General features: G+C 37.6%; 20 protein-coding genes and 1 CRISPR repeat array. Of the genes, 6 read left to right on the top strand and 14 right to left on the bottom strand.

From position 1 onward, the window contains the following. Positions 1 to 27: 27 nt before the first annotated feature. The 3 genes from ptsP to IGI58_RS12985 form a co-directional block, all read right to left on the bottom strand. Positions 28 to 1,755 (bottom strand): phosphoenolpyruvate--protein phosphotransferase, encoded by a 1,728-nt coding sequence (gene ptsP / locus IGI58_RS12995; protein ID WP_225532910.1) that lies wholly within the window; start codon positions 1,753 to 1,755, stop codon positions 28 to 30. Further along, positions 1,755 to 2,021 (bottom strand): phosphocarrier protein HPr, encoded by a 267-nt coding sequence (locus tag IGI58_RS12990; RefSeq protein ID WP_010765749.1) that lies wholly within the window; start codon positions 2,019 to 2,021, stop codon positions 1,755 to 1,757. The genes ptsP and IGI58_RS12990 overlap by 1 nt, the downstream gene beginning before the upstream one ends. A 173-nt stretch (positions 2,022 to 2,194) precedes the next feature. Then, positions 2,195 to 2,386, bottom strand: coding sequence for a hypothetical protein (locus IGI58_RS12985; RefSeq protein WP_429953082.1), 192 nt, complete (start codon positions 2,384 to 2,386; stop codon positions 2,195 to 2,197). 248 nt (positions 2,387 to 2,634) lie between these two features. On the opposite strand from IGI58_RS12985, the gene IGI58_RS12980 reads away from it, so the two are divergent. The 3 genes from IGI58_RS12980 (at position 2,635) to IGI58_RS12970 (ending at position 6,481) form a co-directional block, all read left to right on the top strand. Next, positions 2,635 to 4,908: an AAA family ATPase gene (locus tag IGI58_RS12980; RefSeq protein ID WP_429953083.1), complete on the top strand. Its 2,274-nt coding sequence runs from the start codon at positions 2,635 to 2,637 to the stop codon at positions 4,906 to 4,908. A gap of 610 nt (positions 4,909 to 5,518) precedes the next feature. Next, on the top strand, positions 5,519 to 5,833 hold the full coding sequence (locus IGI58_RS12975; protein WP_087639448.1) for a DUF1827 family protein: 315 nt from the start codon (positions 5,519 to 5,521) through the stop codon (positions 5,831 to 5,833). Between the two features lie 168 nt (positions 5,834 to 6,001). After that, positions 6,002 to 6,481 (top strand): DUF3955 domain-containing protein, encoded by a 480-nt coding sequence (locus tag IGI58_RS12970; protein ID WP_429953084.1) that lies wholly within the window; start codon positions 6,002 to 6,004, stop codon positions 6,479 to 6,481. 319 nt (positions 6,482 to 6,800) lie between these two features. Here IGI58_RS12970 and IGI58_RS12965 read toward each other — a convergent pair whose 3' ends face one another. After that, positions 6,801 to 8,378 carry a peptide chain release factor 3 gene (locus IGI58_RS12965; RefSeq protein WP_225532907.1) on the bottom strand — a complete coding sequence of 526 codons (1,578 nt, stop codon included), beginning with the start codon at positions 8,376 to 8,378 and terminating at the stop codon, positions 6,801 to 6,803. Positions 8,379 to 8,888: 510 nt separating this feature from the next. Between IGI58_RS12965 and IGI58_RS12960 the strand changes: the two genes are divergently transcribed. After that, entirely contained in the window at positions 8,889 to 10,400 is a 1,512-nt protein-coding gene (locus IGI58_RS12960) for a helix-turn-helix domain-containing protein (protein WP_429953085.1), read from the top strand. Positions 10,401 to 10,418: 18 nt separating this feature from the next. Here the strand turns inward: IGI58_RS12960 and IGI58_RS12955 are convergent, their stop codons facing one another. The 3 genes from IGI58_RS12955 to IGI58_RS12945 form a co-directional block, all read right to left on the bottom strand. Further along, complete coding sequence (locus IGI58_RS12955; protein WP_225532905.1) at positions 10,419 to 11,798, bottom strand: hemolysin family protein; 1,380 nt, start codon at positions 11,796 to 11,798, stop codon at positions 10,419 to 10,421. Between the two features lie 159 nt (positions 11,799 to 11,957). Continuing rightward, positions 11,958 to 13,103, bottom strand: a complete 1,146-nt coding sequence (locus IGI58_RS12950; RefSeq protein ID WP_429953086.1) for an AI-2E family transporter — start codon at positions 13,101 to 13,103, stop codon at positions 11,958 to 11,960. Positions 13,104 to 13,831: 728 nt separating this feature from the next. Next, on the bottom strand, positions 13,832 to 14,824 hold the full coding sequence (locus IGI58_RS12945) for an alpha/beta hydrolase (protein ID WP_429953088.1): 993 nt from the start codon (positions 14,822 to 14,824) through the stop codon (positions 13,832 to 13,834). Between the two features lie 142 nt (positions 14,825 to 14,966). On the opposite strand from IGI58_RS12945, the gene IGI58_RS12940 reads away from it, so the two are divergent. Beyond that, positions 14,967 to 15,404 (top strand): GNAT family N-acetyltransferase, encoded by a 438-nt coding sequence (locus tag IGI58_RS12940; protein WP_429953089.1) that lies wholly within the window; start codon positions 14,967 to 14,969, stop codon positions 15,402 to 15,404. Between the two features lie 76 nt (positions 15,405 to 15,480). On the opposite strand, the gene ntdP is transcribed toward IGI58_RS12940, so the two are convergent. From ntdP to recX, 3 genes are all read right to left on the bottom strand, one after another. Next, a complete protein-coding gene (gene ntdP / locus IGI58_RS12935; RefSeq protein WP_087639440.1) occupies positions 15,481 to 16,014 on the bottom strand; it encodes a nucleoside tri-diphosphate phosphatase in 534 nt (177 codons plus the stop codon). Positions 16,015 to 16,280: 266 nt separating this feature from the next. Continuing rightward, a CRISPR array of direct repeats spans positions 16,281 to 18,143; the repeat unit is 33 nt; unit sequence ATTTCAATCCACTAGCTCTAAACAGAGCTAGAC. A 165-nt stretch (positions 18,144 to 18,308) separates the two neighbouring features. Then, positions 18,309 to 19,484 (bottom strand): A/G-specific adenine glycosylase, encoded by a 1,176-nt coding sequence (gene mutY, locus IGI58_RS12930; protein ID WP_429953090.1) that lies wholly within the window; start codon positions 19,482 to 19,484, stop codon positions 18,309 to 18,311. After that, a complete protein-coding gene (gene recX / locus IGI58_RS12925; RefSeq protein ID WP_429953091.1) occupies positions 19,474 to 20,274 on the bottom strand; it encodes a recombination regulator RecX in 801 nt (266 codons plus the stop codon). The genes mutY and recX overlap by 11 nt, the downstream gene beginning before the upstream one ends. A gap of 160 nt (positions 20,275 to 20,434) precedes the next feature. On the opposite strand from recX, the gene rlmD reads away from it, so the two are divergent. Next, a complete protein-coding gene (rlmD, locus tag IGI58_RS12920; protein ID WP_429953092.1) occupies positions 20,435 to 21,805 on the top strand; it encodes a 23S rRNA (uracil(1939)-C(5))-methyltransferase RlmD in 1,371 nt (456 codons plus the stop codon). Between the two features lie 88 nt (positions 21,806 to 21,893). Here rlmD and IGI58_RS12915 read toward each other — a convergent pair whose 3' ends face one another. The 4 genes from IGI58_RS12915 to IGI58_RS12900 are packed head-to-tail and all read right to left on the bottom strand — an operon-like array spanning position 21,894 to position 25,757. Next, positions 21,894 to 22,691 (bottom strand): histidine phosphatase family protein, encoded by a 798-nt coding sequence (locus IGI58_RS12915; protein ID WP_429953093.1) that lies wholly within the window; start codon positions 22,689 to 22,691, stop codon positions 21,894 to 21,896. 20 nt (positions 22,692 to 22,711) lie between these two features. Then, positions 22,712 to 24,136, bottom strand: a complete 1,425-nt coding sequence (locus IGI58_RS12910) for a glycoside hydrolase family 1 protein (RefSeq protein WP_429953094.1) — start codon at positions 24,134 to 24,136, stop codon at positions 22,712 to 22,714. Between the two features lie 18 nt (positions 24,137 to 24,154). Further along, on the bottom strand, positions 24,155 to 24,499 hold the full coding sequence (locus tag IGI58_RS12905) for a PTS lactose/cellobiose transporter subunit IIA (RefSeq protein WP_225532894.1): 345 nt from the start codon (positions 24,497 to 24,499) through the stop codon (positions 24,155 to 24,157). Positions 24,500 to 24,503: 4 nt separating this feature from the next. Next, positions 24,504 to 25,757 (bottom strand): PTS sugar transporter subunit IIC, encoded by a 1,254-nt coding sequence (locus IGI58_RS12900; protein ID WP_429953095.1) that lies wholly within the window; start codon positions 25,755 to 25,757, stop codon positions 24,504 to 24,506.

Below are 25,757 nucleotides of genomic sequence, written 5' to 3'. Positions count from 1 at the left end.
TGTCTAAACAACAGAAGCTTTAAATTCTTATTTTGTGAACTCTTCAACCAATTCCATAACTTCTTCCATTGTATCGCAGTCATTCAACGCACGATCCGCAAGTTCAGTCATTTTCTTAGTATCTAGACGTTTCATCAAGCTGCGTGTTTTAAGAATAGATGTTGCACTCATAGAGAACTCATCTAAGCCCATCCCTACTAATAGAGGCACTGCAGTTTGGTCACCCGCCATTTCTCCACACATACCAGTCCATTTGCCTTCTGCATGAGATGCATCGATCACGTTTTTGATCAAACGTAAGATTGAAGGATTGTATGGTTGGTATAGGTAAGAAACACGTTCGTTCATACGGTCTGCTGCCATTGTGTATTGGATCAAGTCATTTGTTCCGATACTAAAGAAGTCAACTTCTTTGGCGAATTTATCCGCAATCACAGCTGCTGCAGGAATTTCGATCATGATACCGACTTGAATCGTATCAGATACGCTTGTTCCTTCAGAAACTAATTTTGCTTTTTCTTCATCGAAGATTTTCTTCGCTGCTCTGAATTCTTTCAATGTAGCAACCATTGGGAACATGATACGTAAGTTACCATGAACAGAAGCACGTAATAATGCACGCATTTGTGTGCGGAACATATCATCGCCGCGTTCAGATAAGCTGATGCGTAATGCACGGTAACCTAAGAACGGGTTCATTTCATGCGGTAATTGAAGATAAGGTAATTCTTTGTCTCCACCGATATCCATTGTACGAACCACGACAGGTTTGCCGTCCATGCCTTCTAGTACAGCTTTGTATGCAACATATTGATCTTCTTCTGTCGGGAAGTCCGGAGAATCCATGTATAAGAATTCTGTACGGTATAAACCAACAGCTTCTCCGCCATTGTTGTGTACGCCTTCTAAATCTTTAGGTGTACCAATATTGGCAGCTAATTCGATATGTTTGCCGTCAGCAGTCACTGTTTCAGCATGTTTTAATTTATCCCATTCAGCTTTAAGGTCAGCATACGCTTTACCTTTTGCTTCAAAATCAGCTTTTTCAGCGTCCGTTGGATGAACGATCACATCGCCATCGATCCCGTTTACCGCTAAAATATCGCCTTCTTTCACTTTTGCAGTGATTTCTTTTGTTCCTACGATCGCAGGAATTTCAAGAGAACGCGCCATAATAGCAGAGTGAGACGTACGTCCACCGATATCCGTTACAAATGCTTTCACATATGTACGGTCTAACTGAGCAGTATCACTTGGAGTCAAGTCATGAGCAACCACAACCACTTCTTCGTTAATCATTGAAGGATTAGGAAGCGTAACCCCTAGTAAGTGAGCTAAAATACGTTTTGCAACATCGCGAATATCTGCTGCACGTTCTTGCATGTAGGCATTGTCATCCATTGCTTCGAACATACCGATATACATATCAGTCACTTCTTTTAATGCTGCTTCAGCATTTACTTTATTATCTTGGATGTTTTGTTTGATTTGACCAATCATTTCAGGGTCAGATAAAACCATCAAATGCGCATCAAAAACTTGCGCTTCTTCTTCGCCAAGGCTTTGAGCTGCTTTTTCTCTGATTGCTTGCAGTTCAGTCGTTGATTTTGCTAAAGCATCATCTAAACGGCTTTCTTCCGCAGCAGTATCTTCTACAGATTTTTTGTCGAAAGATAAATCAGGTTGAACTAACAGGTAAGCTTTAGCGATAGCGACACCATCACTTGCGGCAATTCCTTTTAGCATATCAGACATTATTCTGACAATCCTTCTTTTTTCATTGTGTCAACGATTGCTGCTAATGCATCAGCTTCGTCTACACCATCAACTGAGATAGTAACGTCTGAACCTTGGCCAACGCCTAGAGACATAACGCCCATGATTGATTTAAGGTTAACAGATTTACCTTTGTATTCTAAGTTGATATCTGAGTTGAATTTACTTGCAGTTTGTACTAATAATGTAGCTGGACGAGCGTGAATCCCTGTTTCTGCTACGATGTGAAAATCTTTCTTTTCCATATGAATCGGTCTCCTTCGTAAGTAAAATAATTTTTTATGTTAGGGTTTTCCTTTCTCTGCTTGATTCGAATAAAACAGACATCAAGAAAAGACCCTTTCAATTTTTAAGATTACCATTTTTTTAAGGTAGATACAACACTTTTCACCTATTTTTTATTGATTGAACGGCCCTCTTAATTTTCTTCTTTCATATAATGATATATAATTCGTCCATTTAATCCAGCTTCTCCGACAATCGACATCCGATCTGGTAAATTCTTCCACGCTTCCCTAAACGCAGGAAAATCCTGCGGATCGACGATCAGCTCAGAGATCGTTCCTTCCTTCAGCGCATTGATTTGTTGTTCAAACGAATTTTCGACCATTATTTATTCACCGCTTTCTGTATATTTTTAGACTGAGGTTATTGTATGACAAAATGAAGTATTTGTCTAAGCTATTTCTCGATTTTTATATGTGTGATCGGATTCTATTTAAAGTTCAATTGCTTGATTCTTCTGAGAAAGATGCTATAATATTCTCAAAGGTCAAAAATGGTCAATTGGTTTTTGACTTTCTTATTAATGACTTTGATACATGATTAGTCTTATTTTGAAAGGACGTGTTTTATCCTATGATCTGTCAAAATTGTCAGCAAAATCCAGCAACGATCCATTTATATGCGAATGTCAATGGTCAAAGAAAACAGTTAGACTATTGCCAAAGTTGCTACCAAAAATTAAAAGCACAAGCAAATGATAATCAACCAACAATGTCTCAGCAAGATCCATTTGGTTTTGGAAGTTTAGATGATCTCTACCGCTCTTTATCTCGTCAAATGCAGGAACAACAAGGTAACCCGAATGGCCAAGTCCCTCCAACACAGTTTGGTGACGGTAACGGCTTCAATGGCGGACAACCTCCTCGCGGTGGTGCTGGACAAGCGGACGGCTTACTTGGAGAATATGGTATCAATATCACTCAAGCAGCTCGCAATGGCGATATCGATCCTGTTGTCGGTCGTGATGAAGAAATCAAGCGTGTTATCGAAATCCTCAATCGCCGGACAAAAAACAATCCTGTCTTGATCGGCGAACCCGGTGTTGGTAAAACAGCCGTTGTCGAAGGACTTGCTCAAAAAATCGTCGATGGTGATGTTCCGCAGAAACTATTGGACAAAGAAGTGATTCGTTTAGACGTTGTTTCATTAGTTCAAGGAACAGGCATTCGCGGACAATTTGAAGAACGCATGCAAAAATTGATCGAAGAAATCAAGCAAGCTGAAAATGTTATCTTATTTATCGATGAAGTCCATGAAATCGTCGGTGCCGGTGCTGCTGGTGACGGCAATATGGATGCCGGTAACATTTTAAAACCTGCGCTTGCTCGTGGAGAACTCCAAATGGTTGGGGCAACAACATTGAATGAATACCGCATCATCGAAAAAGACGCTGCTTTAGAACGTCGGATGCAGCCCGTTCGTGTAGACGAACCCACTGTCGATGAAACGATCGAGATCTTGAAAGGTTTGCAAAAACGCTATGAAGATTATCATCACGTAAAATATACAGATGAAGCGATCAAAGCGGCTGCAACCTTATCTAATCGTTATATCCAAGACCGTTTCTTACCAGATAAAGCGATCGACCTATTAGATGAATCAGGCTCTAAAATGAATTTGACGATTCAAATCGTCGATCCAAAAACGATCGAAAAGAAATTAGCCGAAGCAGAACAGCAAAAACAACAAGCCTCTGCTGAAGAAGATTTTGAAAAAGCGGCTTACTACCGTGATCAAATCAATAAGTTACAAGCGATGAAGGAAAAACAAATCAGCGATGAAGAAACACCTGTGATCGATGAGAAAAATATCGAAGCGATCGTTGAACAAAAAACCGGGATTCCAGTTGGTGATCTGAAAGAAAAAGAACAAACACAATTGAAGAACTTAGCAGTCGACTTGAAAGCTCATGTTGTCGGACAAGATGATGCTGTCGATAAAGTCTCAAAAGCGATCCGCCGTAACCGTGTAGGTTTGGGTAAACAAAATCGACCAATCGGTTCTTTCCTATTTGTTGGGCCAACTGGTGTTGGTAAAACGGAATTAGCAAAACAATTGGCCTTTGAACTATTTGGATCAGAAGATTCAATGATTCGTTTTGACATGAGTGAATATATGGAAAAACATAGTGTCTCTAAATTGATCGGTTCACCTCCTGGCTATGTTGGATATGATGAAGCTGGACAATTGACTGAAAAAGTGCGCCGCAATCCATACAGCCTAGTGTTACTTGACGAAATCGAAAAAGCACATCCAGATGTTTTGCATATGTTCTTGCAAATCCTTGATGACGGACGTTTGACAGATGCTCAAGGTCGAACAGTCAGCTTCAAAGATACGATCATCATTATGACAAGTAATGCTGGAACTGGGAATGTGGAAGCCAACGTTGGTTTTGGCGCTGCCCGTGAAGGCGTGACGAAATCTGTTTTAGGACAATTGAATAACTTCTTTACTCCTGAGTTCTTGAATCGTTTTGATGGTATCATCGAATTCAAAGCTTTGAGCAAAGAAAACTTGATGAATATTGTCAGCTTGATGCTGGATGAAGTGAACGGCTTACTTGCTCATCAAAAAATCCATATCGAAGTTCCAACAGACGTAAAAGAAAAATTAGTTGATTTAGGCTACGATCCTTCTATGGGTGCAAGACCATTGCGTCGAACGATCCAAGAACAGATCGAAGACGGAATTGCTGAATATTATTTGGATCATCCAGAAGATCATGATTTAGTGGCTAAATTGGATGATGATGGGAAGATCAGTGTAACTGGTGCAACTGAAACTGTTTCTGAAGAAGCTCCTTTATCTGATTCTCCTGATAGCGAACAAACAATAGAAGAATAAAAAAATGAGGTCAGCGAATGAACGCTGATCTCATTTTTTGTTTTAATGGGGAAAGCCATAGGTCTCTTTACTTTCATCATCATGGAAAATCACATGTACCTGCTCTAATTCCGCAATTGCTTTTTCAGATCATCAATAAGGTCTTGTGCTCAATCCAATCTATAATCTTCTTGATCTTTGTACCTTCTGGCTTTTCATCTACAAACGTTTAGACACATCATAGCATGCCAGCCTCTTTCATCTAATTGATGATCTATCCGAGGTTAGATCGATCGTTCAGCCAAACGATATTTATTTCCAGAGGGCATATGTCAAAGAATTCCGCTCTAAATAGTCGTTTTTAGTAGCTTCCTTCTCTGATGTAGCATTCCCCTCACTTCAAACTATTTTTAGTCTTTTATGGCACAAACAAGATGAAAACGATTGCTTTTTTTGTTTATTCAGTGTCTTTTTTTCGTTTTTTTGAGTCAAAATTCTTTTTATTTAGGCTAAAAAAATTTATAATAATAGTGAGTAAATCTACAACAAATGTCAAAAATGTCTATTTTAAGCGAAATTAGCACATTTTAAGTATCAATCTAAAATATAGAAATAAGTCGGGGTGAAAAAAATGAAGCTAGTCAATGTAACCAACAGCTACAAGCAATTAGTCAATAAACAATTGGAAAATACTGATGCCTACTTTGTTAAAGTATACTCAGCAGGTAATACCACTGTCGTTTATTCTGAGGCAACCAAGCATGCAGAAATATTGATCGTCAATAAAAAACGTGCAGTACGCAAAACTGAGATCAACGAAATTTTAGCTTACTTCTTAAAACGTATTCCTAAAGAAAAATACCGTCAAGAAGATATTTCGATCATCGAATTAAAAGATGTGACTGAAATTTCAATTCCTGTAACCTCTAGTTTAGTTGAACAGTAGATAAAACGGCATACTCTATTCTTTTGAGTAGAATGTGTCTTTTTATTTTGCCAAACACGTGATTATCACAACTGCAAGTGACGCTTTCCCTCTTGCAAGCACTGCTTTCTTGCTAATTCATGTGATCCTCTTTATGCTTAAGAAACATCAGTGAAAGGAATTTAGACGATGGAATTTGGAGCTAAAATCAAAGTATTACGAACAGAAAATCAATTAACACAAGAACAATTTGCCTCACGTTTAAATGTTACAAGACAAGCCGTTTCAAACTGGGAAAATAATCGAAATTTACCAGACCTCGAAATGTTGATCCTCATTGCTCGTTCATTTCATATTTCACTTGATGAATTGATATTAGGAGGAAATACTGTGAATAATATAGCTGAAAAATTGATTCAGGATGGTAGTGAAACAAGGCGGGCAAGATTCAATATGATCACAACATTGATTGGCGCTTTTTTATTGTTTTTTGGTTTTGCCTGTTTCTTCATCAAAGCAAACTCTGTCGAATATATCGACCAATCGGGCATTTTGCATGAAAATTTTTATCTTTTACCAATTGGTTTCTTCTTCATTTTTACAGGGATCATCATCTTTTTGGTCATTGGAATCAACTATGTGAGAGAGTTGATCAAACGCAAAGTCTAGACTTTCAGCGATTTGTTCTTTCTACACTAAAAGAGGATGGGCCAGAAGTATTCAGCTTATTTCCGAAGCCTTCAACTCTTAGTACTTTAGCACTTAGAATTTTGCTAGCTTCGCTTTGTTCTTTGAACAATAGTGAAACTGTATGCGTTAGCTGATGTGATCGAAGCGAAGGCCTTTAACTCTAGCATGTTTCATGCGTAGAAGTTAATGAGATCGAAACGAAGTGTAGTGTAGGAGTTACTTCTGCTTCCAACGTTTATTCGTTTTAAAAAGGACTGGGTCATAACTCTATGAGCTATGACCCAGTCCCTTTTCTATTTTATAATAAACTCTTTAATTCTACATCCGGATACTTATCTGCAAACCAACGTTCAGCAAATTGATTTTCAAATAGGAACAATGGTTGATCAAAACGGTCTCTTGCTAAAATATTTCGACTTGAGCTCATCCGTTCATCTAAGTCTTCCGGCTTGATCCAGCGAGCGATTTTACTACCCATTGGCGTCATAACGACTTCTGCATTATATTCATTCAGCATCCGATGCTGGAACACTTCAAACTGCAATTGTCCTACTGCTCCAATGATATATTCTTCTGTCAAATAGGTTTTATATAATTGGATCGCACCTTCTTGTACAAGCTGATAAATTCCTTTATGGAATGATTTTTGTTTCATCACATTTTTAGCGACAACTTTCATAAATAGCTCAGGTGTGAATGAAGGCAGCTCTTCATATTCGACTTTCAATTTACCTTCATATAATGTGTCACCGATTTGATAATTTCCTGTATCATAGATACCGATGATATCACCAGCAACAGCTTCTTCCACATTTTCTCTAGAATCCGCCATAAATTGCGTCACATTACTTAATTTTATTTTCTTTCCAGTTCTTCCTAAGATGACATCCATCCCACGCTCAAAAGTTCCTGAACAAATGCGAACAAATGCGATACGGTCACGGTGAGCCGGATTCATATTCGCCTGAATCTTGAAAACAAAACCTGAGAACTCTTCCTCATAAGGACTGACTTCTTGTCCATCTTCTGTTTTATGACTGTACGGTGAAGGCGCAAATTGTAAAAAGGTTTCTAAAAATGTTTGTACACCAAAATTCGTTAAAGCTGAACCAAAGAAGACAGGTGTTTGATCTCCGCGGGCAATTTTTTCTGTGTCAAATTCATCTCCCGCTTCCACCAATAGCTCGACTTCTTCTAATACTTGCTGGTACACGCTTTCTTTATGCAGTGGATGATCACTTGGAATATCCCCATCTACTAATGGGATAAAACGCTCATCATTGTTTGTCTCAGGTCGATACACTTCTACACGTTTATTATAGATATCGTAAAGTCCTTCCAGACCTTTCCCCATACCGATCGGCCAATTCATTGGATAAGATTCGATATCAAGCAGTTCTTCTAACTCTTCCAGTAACTCTAAAGGTTCACGGCCATCACGGTCCAATTTATTAATGAACGTGAAAATCGGAATCCCACGTTTTTTGACCACTTGGAATAATTTCTTCGTTTGCGCCTCGATCCCTTTTGCACTATCAATGACCATCACAGCACTATCTACCGCCATCAACGTACGATACGTGTCCTCGGAGAAATCCTCATGCCCAGGGGTATCTAGAATATTGACACGTTTATCATCATAATCAAATTGCATCACAGAACTGGTAACGGAAATACCTCTTTGTTTTTCAATTTCCATCCAGTCTGATTTAGCGAAGTTTCCGGTCTTTTTCCCTTTAACAGTCCCTGCTTGACGAATCGCTCCGCCAAATAATAATAGTTGCTCTGTAATTGTCGTTTTCCCGGCATCCGGATGGGAAATGATCGCAAATGTACGGCGGCTGTCAACTTGTTCTTTTAAATGTGAATTTTTCATTTGTTGCTCCAATCTATCGTTTTTTCTTAAATAGGTATAACAGATCAATCATTTATTTTTTAAGAATCCTTCTACATGGGAATATTCTCCTTGGTCTTTATTATTCAACTAGTGTAGTATATCATGTAATTACCCTAGTTTTCAAAGGCTTTAGCTAAGTTTCAAAAAAAGAGTCAGACAAAGTCTAAAGACCATGCCTGACACTTCATAATAGGGGAAGAAACACCTCTTGATAAGTTACCTAGGAAAAACAGTAGTAATTTAAATAGAAATTACTTTGTAACCATAAAACAAGTATAAAGTCAGAGTTATAATTGTGCAAATAAGCGCATAGACACACTATTTTAGTTATCTAAAAATAATTTTTGTTATTTTATCCAAAAATATCTTGATTTTCAAGCCTTAATTTCGAACGTGCGTTATTAATTGACGCTCTTTTATTCAAATTGTTCAAAAAAAACTAACTAACTTGTTTTTATTGATAAATATTTTATACAAGGATGTGAAGAAATGTTAGACGCAATGATGTTGGAAAACACTGATAAACGTAAGTTAACTCTTTTTCGACTACTAACCCTTTTCTCTGATAAGAGGTATAGCATCAAATTTTTTGAGAGTAAACTTGATTATTCGTATAGTCGAGTTGTCTATCTTCTTGAACTGATTCAGCAAGATTTAACGGATATGACTGGTAAAAAAGTCGATCTGCTCACAAAAAGTGGTGTCCATCACAAGCAAAATATCACTTATGATATGTATTATCAATATTTGATCACGCAAAGCATCCCATACAAATTATTGATCTCTTTTCTCTATTTTCCTGAAGATAATCTAGATCGATTTTGCGATAAACATTATCAAAGCAGAACAACCGTCGTTCGCAAATCAAAACTGTTGATCGATTACTTCAAACACTTTGCAATCAGAGTAAATATTTCTCAATTGAGTCTCTCAGGTGATGAACGTATCATTCGGATCTTATTTTATAATCTCATTTGGATGACCACTCAAGGAACCAACCTGCCAAAAATCAAGCGTAACCCAATCACTTATGACGAAGTCAGCAAAATTGTCAGCCCCTATTTTCCAGATACTTTTAGTTATGGCGCTCGCAAACAGATTTCTTTAATGCTTGATATCGTCTATTTACGAATACGAAAAGGAAATGTTTTAACAGAAAAAACAGAAATCGAACCGTATATCAGTGTTCCTGAAGTATACACTATTACTCATTTTGGTAACCTGATAAAAGATCCAGATGCTTTAGCTGCTGAAGCTCAATTTGCAGCATTCTTATTGATCGCATCCCCTAATTTCTTTAGAGAAGGTGAACATCGATTATTACTTCTAGATTCTTATTTGGAAGAACATTCAAATAGTGCTACAAAATTACTGGAAGAATTTACTGTTTTTTTTAGAGATAAGTTTATGCCTGTTGGTTTTTCTTGGAACAATGAGGTAATCCTTTTTGGAAATGTTGCCAACATTCTTTTTTCTCATAGCATTATCCAGCAAAAATTTCCTACCTTATTTCACTTGACTGATAATAACATTTATTCAAAAAATAAATATTATTATCAATTATTTACTGAATTCAAAGCATTATTTCAAAAAATTTCTAACAGAAAAAACTACGCTTGGCTAAAAACAAATATCGATGCTTTATCTGACACACTATCGGCTTTACTTGTTCCACTTTATGAATCTTTTTTAGGGAATAATCTTATTCGAATTGCTTTAGTAGCAGAGTCAAACTATCTCTTGGTTGAACCATTGACGCAATTCATAAAAGATATTCCTTTCGTTCAGTTAGTCGCGTACAAATATGGTGAATTTTCCTCTTTTGATTTTATGGTAACGACTTCTTCTTTCTTGATTCCCGAAGATTGTCCTTTACCTTCATTTGTCTTTCGTTTTTCTGTAAATAGTGATGAACAATATCTCAGTCTCTATCAAGCAATCAAAGATGTTCATAATCAAAAAGGAAGTAATTTAATCCAACAAAAGAAGACTAACATCTAACGTTAGTCTTCTTTAACTCTATCTTCTTGGTTCATCTTCTTCCAGTTCTTTACGGAAAAAACGACGATTTTCTTCTGGTTCTTCATCAACCTCTTCTTCATCATGAAAAACAACTTTTAAAGCTAACACTCTAGTTCCTTCCATTTCTTCAGAAGTCAATGTCAGATTCCCAACATCAAAGGATAATTTCTCTCCCTCATCCGGAATCGTTCCTAAAGCTGTGATCAAGTAGCCAGCCATCGTATCAACATCGCTCATATGAAGATCTGTTTCAAACGCTTCATTGAACTCATCGATCAGCATTCTACCTTGAATCAAGTATTCATGTTCATTGATCTTTGTATATAGATTTTCGACTTCATCAGATTCATCATCGATCTCTCCAACGATTTCTTCTAATAAATCTTCTAAGGTAGCTAGTCCAACGACACCACCGTATTCATCAAGCAAAATCGCCATTTGATTTTGTGTTCTTTTCAGCTCATACAATAGATCATCAATAAAAATTGTTTCAGGTACGAACAATGGCTCTTGGATGATATTTTTTAGCTGAACATTATCGAAGCCCAACTTATGAGCAGCTTTCAATAAGTTTTTCGTATGAAGAATCCCTACGATCTTATCTTTATCTTCGTTGTAAACAGGTATTCTTGAAAAGTTTTCTGATAAAACAGCATTGATATTCTCGTGGATATCATCTTCGATATCGATCATAAAGGCATCTGTTCGTGGAACCATGACCTCACGAGCAACTTTTGTATCTAGAGAAAAGACTCCTTGGAGCATTTCCAATTCGTCATTGTCCAGCACACCTTCTGATTCCAGCATATAGCGCATTTCATCACGCGTCATTTTAGAATCAGCATCATCAAACTTCATTGGTGTCAGCTTCGAAAGTAAATCTGTCGATGCAGAAAGCAACCAAACGAATGGTCGAGCAACAACACCGATCGTACGGACAAAGCCAGACGTAAATTGAGCAACTTCCTCAGATTTATTCATAGCGATTCGTTTAGGATATAATTCACCAAAAACGATCGAAACATATGTCAGTAAAGCTAAAATAATAATGTTGGCAAGATTTTTTGCTGCAGCTCCTCCACCTAAAATTGGGGCTAATTTTGCAGACAAAGAATCAGCTAAAGATGCACCAGATAAAATATTGACTAAGGTAATACCAACTTGGATCGTTGATAGGAAACTGGTCGGATCTTTAAGGACTTTTAAAAGCTTGATCGCTTTTTTATCTCCTTCTTCTGCCTTTTGTTCAACACGATTCTTATTTACAGAAACTACCGCAATTTCTGATGCCGCAAGAAATGCATTGATCAAGGTTAACACGATCAATAATAAGACTTGTGCGATAAGCGACTGACTATCGGGGTCAGCATTGTTCATAATGTTTTCTCTCCTTAAATGTCTGTAAAATAGTTAAACAGGTCATTTAACTATTTTAGTATTTTGAAAGATCACTCTTTCGTTTTAAAAAACGTGACTACACAATGTAGTCACGATGAAATCGTATCACAAATAGAAAGTGATTTCAATATTCTCACCCTATTTTTCCTTACTTGATGGTGAATTTATTTCGCCACTTAAATCCAGCACTAAATCCTCAGCCATTTTATCCTTACGCACCATGCTATATACATGAATTGCTATCGTTTTACAAATCGCATAAAATGGAACACCTAAGAAAATCCCTAACAGTCCGGCAATATTTCCAGCAACAAGTAAAATGATAATAATCGTTAAAGGATGGATCTGTAACGATTTACCGATCACATTTGGATAAATGATGTTTCCATCAATTTGTTGTACAACCAATACGACTAGACAACAAAGCAATGCTTTGAATGGCTCGTCAAAAACGGTCACAAATACAGCTGGGGCTAAACCTAAATACGGTCCTAAATATGGGATCAAATTGGTTATACCAGCGATAACACCGAATAAAAAGGCATAGCGTACACCGATCAGAGAATAGCCAATCACAGTAAATGTAGCAACGAATAAACATTCGATTGCTTGTCCGCTAATATAACTTGATAATGTTTTGTTTAATTTATTTAATAATTCAACGATGTCATCCTGACGTTTTTTCGGTAAAAAACGCTTGATCCCAGGAACTAAGCGATCACCATCTTTTAGCATATAAAACAGGATGAATGGAGCTGTCACAATAATGATCGTCGTTGAGGCAACCGTTGAAACGATCGAGCCTAAACTACTTGATAAACCACTCAAAAACTGCTGGATGATATTGCCATATGAAATATCCAATTGCTCAATATATTTCGTCAATTCTGCTTCTTTGAAGATCGGCAGCTCAGACATCTGAGTGACCCAAGCCTCCACACCCTTGAATACCTCAGGCATATTCGATGCTAAACTAGATAATTGAGAAACCAAACTAGGAATAACACTGACTAAAAGCAATACGATTGCTGCAATCAAAAGCAAAAACACAATCAAAATCGCATAAATTCGTTTCATCTTAGTTTTCATCAATAAATTGACGATCGGATTCAAAATGTAATAAAGAAACCCTGCCACAAGTACTGGCGCAAATAATGTCGAGAAAAACGTCCCTACTGGTGCAAAAATAAAATTGATTTTTGAAGAGACAAAAATCAACGTAGCAATAACCAATAACTCCGCTGACCAAAAAAATAACTTAGATTGCCTTAAACGTTCAAACACAAATACTCCTCCTTAAAATAAAAGCGGAACAAATCGTCTAATCCTGTAGAAAATTAGGAAATTGACTTTGTGACGCCCTTTGTCACACTGGCAATTTATCTATTTTCCTAAGGATTGATTTGTGCAGCTGGATAAAATAAATGATCAACACTTTCTTCGAAAGTCTTGTACTGTTCATCATCAACTCAAATTCTTTCGTTGTGATTCTCAGCAAAAGCGGAACAGGTCGCTTAGCATTGAGAGGAAAATAGGAAAAATGAAATGTGGTGCTTTTTGCCACAATTCATTTTTATCTTTTTCCAGAAAGGCTGACCTGTGTAGCTGGATAAAATAAATGATCAACACTTTCTTCGAAAGTCTTGTACTGTTCATCATCAACTCAAATTCTTTCGTTGTGATTCTCAGCAAAAGCGGAACAAATCGCTTAATCCTGTACAAAATTAGGAAATTAGCTTTGTAACGTCCTTTGTCACGCTGACAATTTATCTATTTTCCTGAGGATTGATTTGTGCAGCTAGATAAAACAAATGATCAACACTTTCTTACGAAAGTCTTGTACTGTTCATCATCAACTCAAATTTTTTCGTTGTGATTCTCGGCAAATGATCAATACTCTCTTACGAAGATCTAGTACTATTTTATATCTGAAAAAGTTCAATTTCTTACCTATAGATTTTAGCATACCTTTTCCTATATAAGATAGCAATACTTCTTTGGACCTATAAAAATCACCTCTGTTTATACTTGTTCAAAAAGGCCACTGTATCATTAAATGCAATTTTCGCAGGTTCTGATTTCATTTCAAATTGGTACTCATGAGCTGTTTTATATTCTGATTTTGGAAAGAATCGTTGACTGACAGAAATATCTTTAGAAGCCAATGTTCTGACTAACTTTTTACCTTGGTTCTCAAAGGATAGCGTATTGCCGTCTGTGATATAGGCAGGTGGAAAATCTGCAGTAACAAAATTGGATATTACAGAACTCTCTGCCAATTTACCATGAAGCCAGTTTTTATCCCGTGCATAGCCCCAACCGATTTTTTGAAACATAAATTTAACTGGCGGTATTGAATAGGAGTGGACGACCTCTGGTACATCGTATACTCCACAATAAAGTAAACTACCTTTAATTTGATCTTTTTTTATTACTTGATCGATATTCATAAGTTCACGGTATGCTTCGTTCGTTTGTGTTGTGATAAATTGACTTGCGATTTGAGCGCCGGCAGAATCACCTGCAATAAAAAGATTATCCAAATTGATCGAATAGTTTTTGGCATGCTTTTTTAAATAGGCTAAAAATTCTGAAGTCTGAACGACTGGTATAGGATATTTAGTTTCTGGAACAAGTGCATAGTTCATTACAGCAACTGTATATCCTTCTTCAGCTAGTTTTGTTGCAAATTCTTTTTCTTCCAATTTATCTCCACCAACAAAGCCACCGCCGTGTACCCATGCAATAACGGGCTTTCCTGCCATCTGTTTTTTAGGCAAATAGAGATCAAATTGATTATTTTTATAAGCCGATGTATAGGACTCATTTACAAAAACTGTTACATTGCCATCCTCATATTGATTTGCTCTTGTTTCCTTAGGAATTTTAAACGCTGTATGCTTTGCGAAAAAGATTACGGGATAAGGTGAGATATTGATAATAATAGCAACAATGATAAACAGAATAGTAAATATCCCCAAAATATACACAAATTTTGCGTTCAAGGTTATCCCTCCTTTTCATTTATTCAACAGAATAGTTAAGATTTCCATTATAACTGATCTATAACTAAAAAAGTTACAAATCTTTATTTCAACAGTGATTTTAAGGTATAATAAATAAAATAATAAGAGTTAGAGGTGCCAAATGAAAATCGTTCAAACAAGAGATACGATGAGTGACATCTATTTAGATGCCGTTCAAATCCGTCATCAAGTATTCATGCTGGAGCAAGGAGTTCCTAGCGAGATAGAAATCGATAAATATGAAGCAATGTGCATTCATTTTGTTTTATATGGTGATGATAACAAACCCATCGCTACTTGTCGCCTATTACCACTTGAAAATGATAGAATAAAACTGCAACGAATGGCTGTTCGAAAAGAGTATCGAGGTAAAGAATATGGCCGGATCATTGTAGAAAAAGCCGAAGAGTTTGCAAAAGAGCAAGGATATAAAGTGATCACTTTAGGTGCACAAATCACTGCTTTAGGATTTTATGAGCGGATGGGTTACGTTAAAGAAGGCGAGATGTTCCTTGATGCTAATATAGAGCATTATCAAATGAATAAAACACTACAGTAAAAAAATAATAAAACAGCAGCCAAAACATCACTTGTTTTAGTTGCTGTTTTATTATTCACTTAACATCTTACATTCGCTATTTTCTAGATAGCTCCTGATAGCGTTGGTACCAGATATTCACATAGTCTTCAGAGAACGGACCTTTTCCACTATTAATCCAATCCACTAATGTCTTCACATTTTCTTTTAGAATAAAATCGATATCTTCCGGATATTCCATGATTTTACTGTGAAACTCGTATTCGTCTACATCTAACAAACGTTTCTCTCCATCAGGAAAAACTTTGATATCCAAATCGTAATCGATATACTTCAATGCTTCATCATCTAAAAGATATGGTGACGCAAGATTGCAGTAATAAGAAACCCCCTTTTCTCTGATCATCGCTATTATGTTGAACCAGTATTTTTTATGAAAATAAACAATCGCTGGTTCCCGAGTAACCCATCGACGCCCATCAGACTCTGTCACCAAAGTATGATCGTTAACGCCGATCAAAGAATACTCGCTTGTTTTCAATACCATAGTATCGCGCCATGTTCGATGCAAATGTCCATCGTGTTTGTAACTTTGGATCGTTACAAATTCACCTTCTTTTGGAATTGCCATAGTCCCCCAACTTTCCCTCGTACGAAAAATCGCATATCAAAGCTGATTGCGCTTCGTTTGGGTGTTCATTACACCGATATCACTATAATTATATCATAATTTTCAACTTTGCATACTAAGGAGTTTGATTTCTTACGACTGTTTCAAAAGAACTACTAAAAGTTATTTTTAAACAACTTTTAGTCTTATTATATTTCATAATAAAAAATCCAGCTCTAAACAGAGCTAGACTTATAGTTATGAACTATTATATGTCTTATATCAGTATTTCAATCCACTAGCTCTAAACAGAGCTAGACCTACATGGCTTATACATGTCAGATTATTTTAAATCGATTTCAATCCACTAGCTCTAAACAGAGCTAGACGAAATTTCGGCCGGTGACGAGAGGTTTACTTTTTTTATTTCAATCCATTAGCTCTAAACAGAGCTAGACTTTTTCAGAAACATCCTGAATATGCTGTCGAGGTATTTCAATCCACTAGCTCTAAACAGAGCTAGACCAGATATTCCTGTCTTGAATTAAATGAAATAGATATTTCAATCCACTAGCTCTAAACAGAGCTAGACTGCTATCATCCCGAATTGTCGTTCTTTTGGTGGCTATTTCAATCCACTAGCTCTAAACAGAGCTAGACGAATGAGTAAACCATATACAACAGAAGAATTTGAATTTCAATCCACTAGCTCTAAACAGAGCTAGACGAAGTTAAAGAGAAAGTAACGGTGAAAGATGTTATTTCAATCCACTAGCTCTAAACAGAGCTAGACATAACTAGCTCTTAAATCGACCCAATCACTTTCATATTTCAATCCACTAGCTCTAAACAGAGCTAGACTTGGATCGTGATGACAGACCAACGGTTCATAGAGAATTTCAATCCACTAGCTCTAAACAGAGCTAGACAACAGATGTTTCTGAAACAAAACTTGAAATGCCTATTTCAATCCACTAGCTCTAAACAGAGCTAGACTTTTACTGGATCAAACAAATGGGCAAAGATTTGAGCATTTCAATCCACTAGCTCTAAACAGAGCTAGACAAAGAAAATATATGAAGTTGTGTCATTTGTTTATATTTCAATCCACTAGCTCTAAACAGAGCTAGACGTTTTATTGGGTTAAACAAATAGGCAAGGACTTATTTCAATCCACTAGCTCTAAACAGAGCTAGACGCGGTGGAAGTAGTGGCAGTGGCTTTACTCTTGCTATTTCAATCCACTAGCTCTAAACAGAGCTAGCCATCATCCCAACTTCTCCGGAGCTTAACATTTTAAATTTCAATCCACTAGCTCTAAACAGAGCTAGACGCTTACGTTTCATCGCAGATAGAGGTGATTGCATATTTCAATCCACTAGCTCTAAACAGAGCTAGACAGAGTGCCGACGAAGCCAACAACGCTATGGTCTTAATTTCAATCCACTAGCTCTAAACAGAGCTAGACAGTCGACACTTCATGTGCAATAAGGTTTTCGGAATCATTTCAATCCACTAGCTCTAAACAGAGCTAGACGTATTTAATTAAGCTTAGTAATTTAGTTGACCATAATTTCAATCCACTAGCTCTAAACAGAGCTAGACACTAGCAAAAGAATCTACACCGCAAACTAAAGAATTTCAATCCACTAGCTCTAAACAGAGCTAGACACTAAAACAAGCAACTTCTGGGTTAACGCAAGAAATTTCAATCCACTAGCTCTAAACAGAGCTAGACCCGACCCCAGTGAAACTTTCTTCAAAAGAAGTTCGATTTCAATCCACTAGCTCTAAACAGAGCTAGACGGAAACACTTGATTCATCAATTATTGAAACTAATGAATTTCAATCCACTAGCTCTAAACAGAGCTAGACGTTTTGGGAGTTTTGCAACACATTAAACCTTTAACCATTTCAATCCACTAGCTCTAAACAGAGCTAGACCGGCGTTAATTACGTCCGAGTATTACACAAAAACAATTTCAATCCACTAGCTCTAAACAGAGCTAGACAAGTTTATTCGGGTTGTTTTGCTAATGTGTTTATCATTTCAATCCACTAGCTCTAAACAGAGCTAGACATGTTCCATCATTTTCATGATCGTGCTTAGTTTGATCATTTCAATCCACTAGCTCTAAACAGAGCTAGACTGTGAAATTGGCTAAAATATCCGACATATTTCAGCCATTCCACGACTAAAATAATTATAACATTAAATATAAATGAGAAAACAGCCTTTTACAGCTGAAATCTTAAAAAATTTCGGTGCGAATCTCCTAGCTATTTCATGGGCACTTAAGGTTCGCACCAACTAATTATTTCTTTATTTTAAATTCTTTTTGATAAAGTTCTACCATTTTTTGCTGCGGCTTTGGAAATACATAGTTTGAAAATTCTTCTGGAGTTGTCCAATTCTGATTGTCATTGATAGAAATTGGACCTGTTTGTCTTCCATAAAACACCAAGATATGCCATTTTAAATGGCTAAAAATATGAACGACTTCTCCCAAATTTCGCTTTTGCCAAACAACCTGAGGATACTCTTCAAAAATCTCTGAATTTTCTTCTGCGACAAAAAGTGTTTCTTCAAATTCAAGAGATAACTGTTGTTCTTCTTTTACCCGTGATTTTTGTAGAAAATCAAATCGTTCCTTACTGACTTCCTCTATCGGAAATAGCCACATATTCGCTAATAACCCTTTAGCACTACGCTGTTCCAGCAAGAACTCCTGTTGATTATTTTCGATGATCCCACCTACATAATAAACATCTTTCGGTTTTTGTTTCTTTGATTTGACTGGATAATCAGTCATTGTATTCATCTCATAACTCAAACAATATTGCTGAATTGGGCATTCCTCACACTTGGGCGACGTTGGTGTACAGATTGCTGAGCCTAGATCCATCATTGCCTGATTGAAATCCCCCGGCCGCTCCTTATCAATGATTTTATACATCGCTTCTTCAAAAACTTTGCGGCTGCCAGCTTTTGCAATATCATCACTGATTTCAAATAAACGGCTGACCACACGCATCACATTTCCGTCAATCGCTGGTTCTGGCAGTTGAAAGGCAATACTGCCGATCGCTCCTGCCGTATACGGTCCGATTCCTTTCAATTGCCTGATTTCCTCTATCGTTTGGGGCATTTGGCCATCAAATTCTGTCATGATCTGTTGCGCTGCCACTTTTAAATTTCTAGCTCGGGAATAATAGCCAAGCCCTTCCCAAGCTTTCAGTAAACGATCATCTGGTGCTTCAGCCAGGTCTTTGATCGTCGGAAACCACTCCATAAAACGATAATAATAATCGATCACAGTATCGACACGTGTCTGCTGCAGCATGATCTCTGAAATCCAAATACGGTATGGATCTAAATTGACGCGCCATGGCAAGTTACGCTTTTCTTTTTCATACCAATCAATAAATTCTTCTTGAAAAGACTGAAGTTTTTCTGTGCTCCACGTCTCCCAATATTTTTCATTCTTCATCCTCTAATTCCTTTTCATCAAAATATTGCTGGATCAATTCGGAATCAAACTGCTTTTGAAACAGACTTTGTTTGACCTTCATCGAGCGTTTATAAGGATCAAGCTTACGATGTTTCTCCCAAAGCTTATCTCCTTCTTTTTTGATTGCGTCTATCTCTTGTTCCTCATCCCGTTCAAAAGCTAACCCTTCAAGCGCTAGATCGATCACCTCACGGTTAAATCCTTTTTGCATCAGGTGAATTTGAACTTTCTGCAATGCCTCTCTAAAACTTTTCGTTCTATAGCGTTTCATTGCCTTTTGAGCGGCAGCGGCAGCGACTTCAACTTGATCTTCCATTGCATAAAAAGTCAAACCATGCCGAATATCTTCATCGCTCAGCCCTTTGCGTTTTAGTTGCTGTTCGATCATCTTAGGTCCTTTATCACTGGTTCGCATCAAAGTCCGTACATAACTTTCACTGAAAGATTTATCATCCAGCAGATTCATCTCTTCTAACCGAGTAACGATTTTTTTCCGATCTTCCGGCAAAATCTCTTTCTCTTTCAAATGATCAAGGATTTCCTTTTTCGAACGTAATTGATAACTCAGGTAATTCAAAGACAGCTGCAGACCAACGTCATACGAACCAGCTTTTTTTATTTGTTCGATCATTGTTTCAGTTAGTTCTTGTCCTTTTAATAAGCGCTGACGGACGAGTGTATCTTCTGATACGCGTAATTTTTCTCCCGAAGACAGCCAGACTAAATAAAACTGCCCTTTGTCCTTCGTGATTTTCGTGATTGTTTCCATCTTCCTCCGCCTTTCTAGTGAGAACATATATTCTACTATAACATATAAATGACAGAAGCTAAACCAGTCAAATTGTGCTAAAATAGGATGAAGTAAAAAAGCAAAGTTTTAGAACAACTACACAGTATTTAATAAAATCATGAAATAAAAGGATGAAACCATGACCACACATCAATTAAAAGAAGGCCAAAGTATTTCTTTGAAGATAAAGCGTTTAGGTATCAACGGAGAAGGTATCGGGTATTATAAAAAGACGATCGTTTTTGTTCCAGGTGCTCTACCTAAAGAAGACATTTCTGCGAAAATCACAAAAGTCGCTCCCCGTTTCGTGGAAGCACAACTAACAAAGATCATTAAATCCGCACCTGAACGTGTGGTACCGCCTTGTCCTGTCTATGAAGAATGCGGCGGCTGTCAATTACAGCACCTTGCTTATCCAGCTCAATTGACGTTTAAAAAGGATCTATTAAAACAAGCCTTGAACAAATTTAAACCAAGAAATTTTGAGAAGTATCCATTGCGAAAAACAATCGGAATGAAAAATCCTTGGAATTATCGGAATAAAGCACAATTTCAGTTACGGAAAATCGACGGAGAAATTGAAGCGGGACTCTATCAAGCGGATTCACACCACTTAGTTCCGATCGATGATTGTCTCGTACAGCAACCCGCTACAACAAAGGTTATGAACGCTTTAGTCGAATTATTGAATAAATATCAACTGCCGATCTACAATGAACGCAAAAATAGCGGCATCTTCCGTACATTGATGGTTCGTGTCGGCATCAAAACCAATGAAGTTCAAGTCGTTTTTATCACTCAATCAAAAAAGTTCCCGCAAAAACATGTATTGATCGATGAAATCACCCAGCAGCTTCCCGAAGTTGTGTCCATTATGCAAAACGTTCAAAACAAGCGGACATCGATCGTTATGGGTGACGAAACGATCCATTTATGGGGCAAAGAAAGCATTGAAGAAAAAATCAACGAGGTCACTTTTGATTTATCACCAAGAGCCTTTTTCCAATTAAATCCGGAACAGACCGAGGTTTTATATAATGAAGCGATCAAAGCATTAGATTTACAGGAAAACGAAACCGTTGTCGATGCTTATTGCGGTGTAGGTACGATCGGTTTAAGCCTTGCTAAAAAAGCTAAGGAAGTTCGGGGAATGGACATCATTCCTGCGGCGATCGAAGATGCCAAACTCAATGCCGAGCGCTTAGGTTTCACCAACACGCATTATGAAGTCGGCACAGCAGAAGAATTGTTGCCGAAATGGCTGCAGGCTGGCTTTAAACCCGATGCGATCGTCGTTGACCCACCTAGAACTGGATTAGATCAAAAGCTGCTCAAAGCGATCATGAAGCAGCCGCCTAAAAAAATGGTCTATATTTCTTGTAATGTATCGACCTTGGCAAAAGATCTAGTTGATCTAGCTAAAGTTTTTGAGATCGATTATTTACAATCAGTAGATATGTTTCCGCAAACAGCACGTTGTGAAGCTGTGGTAAAATTGACTAGAAAATAGTCAGCTTTTTCAGAGTAGAATAAACTAAGAACCGTACAATGCAAGGCATGCATCGTACGGTTTCTCTATTCTTTTACATCTGTATGTTCTATTCTTTTCCTTTTTCCAAATAGCTTAGGTCACCGATTTTATCAATCGTAAATGTATCATCTTTGACTTTGACTGTTGTTACACTACAATTTTTGATGTCTTCTCCTTGATAGCCTCCTGGAACTAATATTTCCAAAATCGTCGGGATTTCACTACCATGAGCCACGATCAACACATTCCCGCCGCCTTTTACTTTCGCTTCTACTAAAATTTGGTCCATTGCTTCTTTCGATCGTTTAACGATCTGTTTGTAATTTTCAGCAGTGCCAGTTTTATCATTTGCGGCAATTTCATCAGCGATCTCTTCATCACTTAATTTTCTTGTTAATTCTCCATATTGAGTCCATTCCTCATCAAATTTCAGCCCATTTTTTTCAAAAATCGGTATCCACATATCTGCATTATCCCGACCTTCATAACCGCCATAATTCCATTCCCTTAATCCTGATAAGGTCTCCAGCGTTACTCCTTTGCAATCGCCTTCATCGAGTATATGATTTGCAGTAGACATCGCTCGGCCTAAATCACTCGAGTATGCTAAAACAAAGGGTGTTTCTTTTAATCCTATCGCTATTTCCTTGGCTCCTTGCACCCCTTCGTCAGTCAGCGGCGTATCAGACCAGCCCTGAACTTGGCCTGTTGTATTGAACATCGTTTTGCCATGCCGGATAAAATATAAGGTTGTTTCTTGTGCCGCTTTCGTTTCAGATGCGTTTGTTTTCTCAGTTGTTTTTCCAGTACTGCAGCCGCTCAATAAAAATACTAAACCAACAAATACTACCCAACTCTTTTTCACTATCGAACTCCTCCAATCGATTATAAAGCTTCCCCATTCGTCTTGATCACTTGTTTCATCCAGTCATAGCTATCTTTCAAATAGCGTTTTTGACTGCCTTTACCATAATCATCCTGATCCACATAAATAAATCCATAACGCTTACTCATCTCTGAAGAAGAACAGCTGATGATATCGATCGGCCCCCACGCGCAATAGCCTCTAAGATCCACACCGTCTTTGATTGCTTCTTTCATTTGTTCGATATGCGCTTTATAATAATCGATTCGGTAATCATCGTGGATCGTTCCATCTGCTTCCAGCTTGTCATAACAGCCGATCCCATTTTCAGTAATGTAGATCGGACACTGGTAACGGTCATAAAAAGAATTCAGCAAGGTTCTTAGTCCTAAGGGATCGATCGTCCAGCCCCAAGGATTTGCTGGTAATTCTTTATTTCGGTAAGGTTCATCATGCTTTGCATCACAAATTTGCGTATAGTAGTATGAAAAGGACATATAATCAGCTGTATTTTTTAAAACTGCTTCATCATCTTCAGCAAATGTGAGCTTGATTCCCTGCTCTTCAAAATAGCGAAACGCATAGCCTGGATAGTATCCTCTCAACAATACATCCGCAAAGAAATACTGCATTTGATTGATTTTTAATGTTGCCAATACATCTTCCGGCTGACAAGTCGCAGCGTATTCCGGTCCTCCACATAGCATCATGCCAACTTCATAATTTTCATCTACTTGATGCGCATATTCAGTAACTGCAGCAGAAGCCACCATCATATGATGCACCCCTTGATATTTTGCCTCCAGTAAATTATCTACTTTATCCTCCGCAATTCCTAAGTGATTGAAGGATTCATGCCCGATCAAATTGATCTGATTGATCACGATCCAATATTTTACTTTTCCCTTGTAACGATCTAAAATGACCTTGGCATAACGAATAAAAAAGTCTGCAACTTCCCGTGAGTACCAACCTTGATACTTCAATGTCAGGTTCAAAGGAATCTCATAATGAGAAAGAGTGATCATCGGTTCCATTCCATTTGCAATGATTTCATCGATCAGTTTGTCATAAAACCGGAGTCCAGCCTCATTTGGCTCCAACTCATCGCCATTTGGAAAAATCCGTGACCAGTCAATCGATGTTCTAAACAATTTTAAGCCCATATCGCCTAAGAGCTTCAAGTCATCAGGATACGTTTCTTTGAAGTTGATCCCCCATCTTTTCGGAAATACTCCCGTCTTGCTGTTCAAAGCTTCTTCAATATAACTAGTCGATATCTCTGCATTTGAGCGCTTTTCTAAAGGCAAATCTGCTCTAAATTCATTGATATCAGCAACACTTGTGCCTTTGCCTTCATATTCATAGGCTCCTTCACATTGATTTGCTGCAACAGCGCCGCCCCATAAAAAATCTTTTGGAAACCCTTTTGGTACTTGATACATCCGTCTTACCTCTTTTCTTTATTGTTTTTCAAGTTGCTGTAGTCTTTCATCGATCTGCTTGGCTATCTTGATCAAATGATTCGCCATATTAATCTCACTATAAATCGTCATCAATGTATCCTGTGCGTGTGTAAACAGTAGTGAATGAGGATGTTCTTCTGCTTCTTCTCCCATTTCACTTTGAATCGCTTTTGTCTGTACCTGATGTGCTTGTGTGATATTGCTTTTTGCAAGCTTCATTTCTTCATTTGCTGTATCAAAATCATTTTTCTCAATAGCAACAAGTGCATTTCGGCAATTGACTCTGGCATCTCCAGCATATAAAATGATTTTCATGGCTTGCTCTGATAATAGATCATCCATCCTTTTAAGCCTCCTTCAATGATTGGTTTTCTGCTTTTACTTCTTGATCGTCGTATGCTTTGAAAAATGGATACCAAATTGCAGCCGAGAGCATAAAAATCACGACCATCAAAATCAAACCTGTGATCGTTCCAGTGGTAAACCATGTCGCAAACGGAAACGGACAATACCACAGTTCAAATTGAACTTTAGGAATCGGTGCAAATGGGATCACTTTCGTAAAAATATAAATCACGATCGGTAAAATAATCCCCTGAAGCCACATTGGGATCATTAAAAGCGGGTTCCAAGCAACCGCACCAAAAATCACTGGTTCATTGATGTTAAAAATCGAAGGTGCAATACAGGCTTTCCCCAAAGCACTGATTTTTTTTGAACGCGCCCGCATCATCATCAAAACAAGCGGCATCGTACAACCGATTCCACCAATCCAAAGATACGCAGAATATAACGTACTGCTAGTTACCAAATTCAATGTGTCAACACTTGCTGTACCATTTTGAACAAGAGTGATATTTTCAGCGATCGCTTTTAATAAAACCGGCTGTACAACTGGCGTCAAGACCCACGTTGAGATCCCCATTGAGTACAAGAAACAAATCAAGAACATCATACCGACAAAACCGCCTGGTGATTCCATAAAACTTGATAATGGCATAAAAATACTTAAAACGATATTGTACAGATCGACTTTCATGATCAAGACAACGACCCAGCCGAAAATCACAATGATTCCGATCGGCAGCATCGAATCAAACCACGCTCTAACAAAATCCGGAATCACCGATTCTTCTTTGAAGAAAGAGAATTTGCCTAGCGTCACCAAAACAAATCCTGCGATCAGCCCAGCTACGATCGCCACAAACATTCCACCAGCGCCCAAAGCATCATGACCAAAACCAATGACACTATCTTTTTCCACTTGCGGTGAAATGATCATCAAAAATAAGACCAAACCACTCATACCAGCAACGATCCGCTGTTTTCTTAATCTTTTTTTCTCCATTAAATTAAATGGAATCAAAAAAGCAACAAATAATGAAATTTTCCCCATAGTCCAGCCAAACGGTACCCAAAAACTTGGTAATGCCGGAAAGTAATCATTTAGAATCGCCAGCATTGAAAAGACTGATCCTAAAAAGATAAACGGCAATGTTTGCATGATCGAATCTTTGATACTAACGATCCAAGGATTGTTGTTCACTTTATTCATCTTTGGTGAAAAACTATTTTCCAGCCAGAAAATCAATTTGTTCAT

The organism is Enterococcus sp. AZ020, from assembly GCF_050499205.1.
Lineage (GTDB): Bacteria > Bacillota > Bacilli > Lactobacillales > Enterococcaceae > Enterococcus_L > Enterococcus_L dunnyi.
The sequence above is the reverse complement of the archived record's forward strand: the minus strand, read 5'-3'. Positions and strand labels throughout refer to the sequence as shown.